At 67.1% G+C, this 5,348-nt stretch carries 3 protein-coding genes; all 3 read right to left on the reverse strand.

Features of this window, described 5'->3' with window-relative positions; genetic code table 11:
* The coding region (locus tag A3764_RS08745) for an FAD-dependent oxidoreductase (RefSeq protein ID WP_161487486.1) at nt 1-500 on the reverse strand (500 nt) is incomplete at its 3' end.
* Nucleotides 501-614: 114 nt separating this feature from the next.
* The gene (locus A3764_RS08750; protein ID WP_067923853.1) at nt 615-3,929 is read right to left on the reverse strand and encodes an error-prone DNA polymerase; all 3,315 of its coding nucleotides are present in this window, start codon (nt 3,927-3,929) and stop codon (nt 615-617) included.
* A 14-nt stretch (nt 3,930-3,943) separates the two neighbouring features.
* A partial coding sequence (locus A3764_RS08755) for a Y-family DNA polymerase (RefSeq protein WP_236628145.1) occupies nt 3,944-5,348 on the reverse strand: 1,405 nt, incomplete at its 5' end.

The following is a 5,348-nucleotide window of genomic DNA, read 5'->3' on the forward strand; positions in this document are numbered from 1 at the left end:
AGTTCGCATCCCGCCACGCCGCCGCCGATCACCGCGACCTCCGGCGGCGCCTTTTCTTCCGTGACCCGATCCAGAAAACCACGCCAACGCTGGGCATAAGCGCCCAACGGCTTGGCGCCGACCGCATGTTCGGCGAACCCCGGAATCTGCATCCGGGCGGTGATCCCGATATCGAGCGATGCCACGTCATAGGCCACGGGGCCGCGCCCCTCCAGATGGATACGCCTCTCGGTGCGGTCGATCCCGCAGGCGCGGTCGATGATCAGCCGCGCACCCGCGAAACGGCAAAGCTGCACGAGGTCGATGTCCAGTTCGTCCCGCGCATAATGTCCGGCGACATGCCCCGGCAGCATGCCGGTATAGGGCGCGGTGGGGCCGGGATCGATCACGGTCAGCCGTGCCCCCGGCATCGGCGCCATGCCCCAGCGGCGCAGTACCAGCGCATGGGCATGGCCACCCCCCACCAGCACGAGGTCCCGCGTGAGGGGGGGATCAACGATCAAACTGCCGCCTGTTCTTCATTCTCATGATTCCAAATACTTCGGGGAGCGCGAGGGGCAGCGCCCCTCGTCCGTTGCAGATTTCATTGCGCCAATAACTATCCCAGCCGAACGTCAATGAAAATCGCGCGACTTGGGGATCACACGAACGTCACGCGGATGGGCGCGGCCCCCGACCTGTCCGGTGATCGGATGGGTCGGATGATCGCCCCGGCTGGTGACGCTGGGGATAGGCTCTTCGGACAAAGCCTCCAGCCGCGCCGTGCGGTTCTCCAGCGCATCCGCCACCACATGTATGACCTGTCCGTCGCTCTGGACCCGGCCATGCACCACCAGCAGGCGGGCGGCCATCACCGTGGCGCGGTGGGCCTCGAACATCTTGGGCCAGATCACGAGGTTCGCGACCCCCGCTTCATCCTCCAGCGTGATGAAGCAGACGCCCTTGGCGCTGCCGGGCTTCTGCCGCACCAGAACCAGCCCGGCGAGCGAGACCTTGCGCCCGTGCGGCATCCCCGGCAACTGGTCCGTGGAAGCAAAGCCCTGCCCCCGCAGGCTGGCGCGGAAAAAGCTCATGGGATGCGCCTTCAGGGACAACCGCAGCGTCTGGTAATCGGCGACCACATGTTCCGCCCGGGGCATCGCGGGTAGGCTCACCGCCGGTTCGGCGCCTTCATCCCGCGCCTCCGCATGGGTAAAGATCGGCAGATCGGGGGCGTCCTTCAGCCCCTGCGCCTGCCAGAGCGCCTGCCGCCGGTCGATCCCCATGCTGCGCATGGCATCCGCCGCCGCCAGACGCCGGACCGTGCCACGGTCCAGCTTTACCCGGGTCTTGAGGTCCGCCACATCGGCGAAAGGCATGGCGCGCATGGCCACGATGCGGCGTCCCGCCTCTTCGCGCAGGCCATCCACCTGACGGAAACCCAGCCGCAGGGCAAAGCCGCCCGCCCCGCAGGGCTCCAGCGTGCAATCCCATTCCGACAGGTTCACATCCACGCCGCGCACCTCCACCCCATGTTCGCGCGCATCCCGCACGATCTGCGCGGGCGCATAGAACCCCATGGGTTGGCTGTTGAGCAGCGCGCAGGCGAAAGCCGCCGGGTGGTGGCACTTCATCCAGGACGACACGTAGACAAGCTTGGCAAAGCTCGCCGCGTGACTTTCAGGAAACCCGTATTCGCCGAAGCCCTTGATCTGATCGAAGCACCGCTGCGCGAAGTCGGGGTCGTAGCCCCGCTCCGTCATGCGCCCCACCATCTTTTTCTGCAGCGTCTCGATCTGCCCGCGGGACCGGAAGGTGGCCATGGCCTTGCGCAACTGGTTCGCTTCGGCGGGCGAGAACCGCGCCGCCTCAATGGCGATCTTCATTGCCTGCTCCTGAAAGATCGGCACCCCGAGCGTCCGTCCGAGGATCTTCAGCAGTTCGTCCTGCGGATGCTCCGGCCCCGGTGCCGGATAGCTGACCCCCTCCAGCCGTTGGCGGCGGCGCAGGAAGGGATGCACCATATCGCCCTGAATCGGGCCGGGGCGCACGATGGCCACTTCGATCACCAGATCATAGAACCGCCGGGGCCGCAGTTTGGGCAACATCGCCATCTGGGCACGGCTTTCCACCTGAAAGACGCCAAGGGAATCGCCCGCGCAGAGCATGTCATAAGTCTGCGTATCATCCGGCGGGATGCTAGCAAGATCGTGGTCCTCGCCGTAATGCGCGCGCATCAGGTCGAAACACTTGGCGATACAGGTCAGCATCCCGAGCGCCAGAATATCGACCTTGAAGATATCCAGCGCATCGATGTCGTCCTTGTCCCACTCGATGAAGGATCTGTCGGGCATGGCACCGTTGCCGATGGGCACGATCTCGGTCAGGGGGCGTTCGGTCAGGATGAAGCCGCCCACATGCTGGCTGAGGTGGCGCGGCATGCCCGTCATCTGCCGGGCCAGATGGATGACCCGCCGCAGGTAGGGATCGCTCAGGTCCATGCCCGCTTCCCTGACCCGGGCATCGCCCACCTCGGGTTCATGGCTGCCCCAGACCGTACTGGCGAGCTTGCTGGTCACATCCTCGCTCAGTCCCATGGCCTTGCCGACCTCGCGGATGGCGCTGCGGGGGCGGTAGTGGATCACGGTGGCACAGAGCCCGGCGCGGGCGCGGCCATATTTCGCGTACATGTACTGGATCACCTCTTCGCGGCGTTCATGTTCGAAATCCACGTCGATGTCGGGCGGCTCGTCGCGTTCCTCACTCAGGAAGCGTTCGAACAGCACGTCGTGCTCCGCCGGATCGACCGAGGTGATGCCGAGGCAGAAGCAAACGGCGGAATTGGCCGCCGACCCACGACCCTGACACAGGATCGGCGGGCTGGCCTCCTCCCGGGCGAAGCGCACGATGTCGTTGATGGTCAGGAAATAGCGCGCGATCTTCTTCGAACGGATCAGCGCGAATTCCTTCTCGATAATCGGGGCGATCTTTTCAGGGATCCCCTCCGGATAGCGCCGCGCCGCCCCTTCCCATGTGAGCCGCTCCAACTCCTCCTGCGCGCTGCGGCCTTCGGGCACGATCTCATGCGGGTATTCGTACTTCAGATCGCCCAGCGAAAAGGTGCAATCCTCCGCGACGGTACGGGTCGCCGCGATGGCATGGGGCCATGCGCTGAACAGGCGGCACATTTCCGACGGAGGTTTGAGGTAACGCTCGGCGTTCGCCTCCAGCAGGAAACCCGCCTGCGCGATCGTCGTGCCTTCGCGGATGCAGACCATCACGTCCTGCAGGGGGCGGCGCATGGGGGCGTGGTAGAGCACATCATTGGTGGCCAGTATCCGCAGCCCCTGCCTCCGCGCGATGGCATCGAGCCGGTTGATCCGCGCCACGTCATCCCCCCGGTAGAGATAGGCCGCCCCCACGTAGCGCATCCCCGGCAGCGCCCGGACCAGCCGGGGCAGGCCAGCGGCGAACATGTCGAGGTTCTCGCCCGGCATGGCGATCAGGTGCAGGCCTTCGGCATGGGCCGCCAGCATCTCCAGCGTCAGATGGGTTTCGCCCTTTTCCTGCCAGCCGCCATCCACGTCCGACATCTTGCCCTTGCTGAGCAGCGTGGAGAGCCGTGCATAGGCGTCGCGGTCCCGCGGATAGGCCAGCAGATCGGCACCGCACATGAGCACCAGCCGCGCCCCGATCACCGGCCGGACCTTGGCCTTCTTCGCCTCCGTATGGATGCGGACGACACCGGCCAGCGTGTTGTGATCGGCAATACCGATACTGTCGTAGCCCAGCAAGTTTGCCGTTGCGGTCAGGTCGACCGCATCCGAGGCCGCGCGCAGAAAGGAAAAGCAGCTCGCCAACCCCAACTCCACATAAGGTGCGGGAGGATGCCAGCGGAACGGGTCCTCATCCTCCAGCGTGCGCCGCCTGTGTCCTTCCTGCTCCGGCATGGCTCAATCCCCCGTCACCCGAACAACCCATGCAGGAACCAGCGCGGATCGTCGCCGCGCCCGTCGCCCAGCACCCCCTCACGGTACATCCAGAAGCGCCGCCCATCGCCGACTTCCACCTTGTAGTAATCCCGCAGCCGGGTGCCGGCGCGGGCGCGCCACCATTCCGGGGCGAGCCTTTCGGGGCCTTCATGGCGCGTGGTCAGATAGGCCACCCCGCGCCAGCGAAACCGCGCCGGGGGGCCTTCGGGCACGGCGTAAAGCACGAAGATCTCTTCTGCCGGGTCCAGCAACCGCAGGGGCCGTTCGCGCGGCACCACCGGCGGGGCCTGCGGCACATGGGTAAGCGCGGGCACCTGCGCCTCCACCCGTTCGGGCAAATGGCTTTCCACCCAAGCCGACCATGTCACCTTCTCCGGGCCGAGCCGCGCGGTCAGCCTATCCAACAGGGCGGCCACGTCCTTGCCGGGATCGCGCTTGCCGTCGAGGTAATCCTGATGCAGCGCCAGGGCTTCCACCCGCAGCGCCTCCAGCGTCAGCAGATCGAAACCGAAACCGGGGTCGATGCCGTCGAGCTTGCCTTCCAGCAGGCGCACCACATGCGCGGCATCGCGGCTGGCCTGCGCCGTCGCCACATCCCGGCTGCGCCACTCCCCATCGACGCGGTAGATCGTCAGCCGCAACTGGCGTGCCCCCAGTTCAGCCCGCGACAACTGCAGGCACAGGTCTTCCGCGAGACCGGCCAGATGGGGCACCGGGTCGATCACCGGTTCCGGCAGGCGCCGCCGCACAAGCCAGCGGCGGGCATCCTGCGGCGCGTTCAGCGGATCGGGGGTGCGGCCCGTGGCCCGGTCGAGCAGGATGAGCGGATTGTCCTCTTCGGGCAGATGGCCGAACCGCCGCATCAGCGCCACGCGCGGCACGTCCCGCAGGGCCGCGACGGTCTTCAGCCCCAGACGGTCCAGCAGGCGCGCGGTATCGGGCGTGATCCGCAGGGCCGCCACCGGCAAGCCTGCCAGCCGGTCGCCCAATTCCTCAGGCCCGCAGATACACCCCGGAGAACCGTGCCGCGCCAGCATCTGTGCCCCACCCCGCGTGGGCGCCAGCGCCAGCCGCGCGGTCAGCCCCTGCATCTTGAACCGCGCCGCCATGTCCCGCAGCATCGCCGCCTCGCCCCCGAAAAGATGCCCGGCCCCGGTTACGTCGAGGATAATCCCGTCATCCGTGTCCCGCACCGTCCACGGGCACCAGCGCCGCGCCCACATGGCCACCCGCCCCAGCAGCGCCTGATCCCCGCGCGGATCGGCCTGTTCCACATGCAGGTCGGGATGGATGGCCTGTACGTCCACGATCCGGGCGCCGGGTGTGATCCCCCGTTCCCGCGCGGGCTTGCCCAACGCATGGACCACAGGACCATGG

The organism is Sulfitobacter sp. HI0129 (assembly GCF_001635395.1).
Classification (GTDB): domain Bacteria; phylum Pseudomonadota; class Alphaproteobacteria; order Rhodobacterales; family Rhodobacteraceae; genus Sulfitobacter.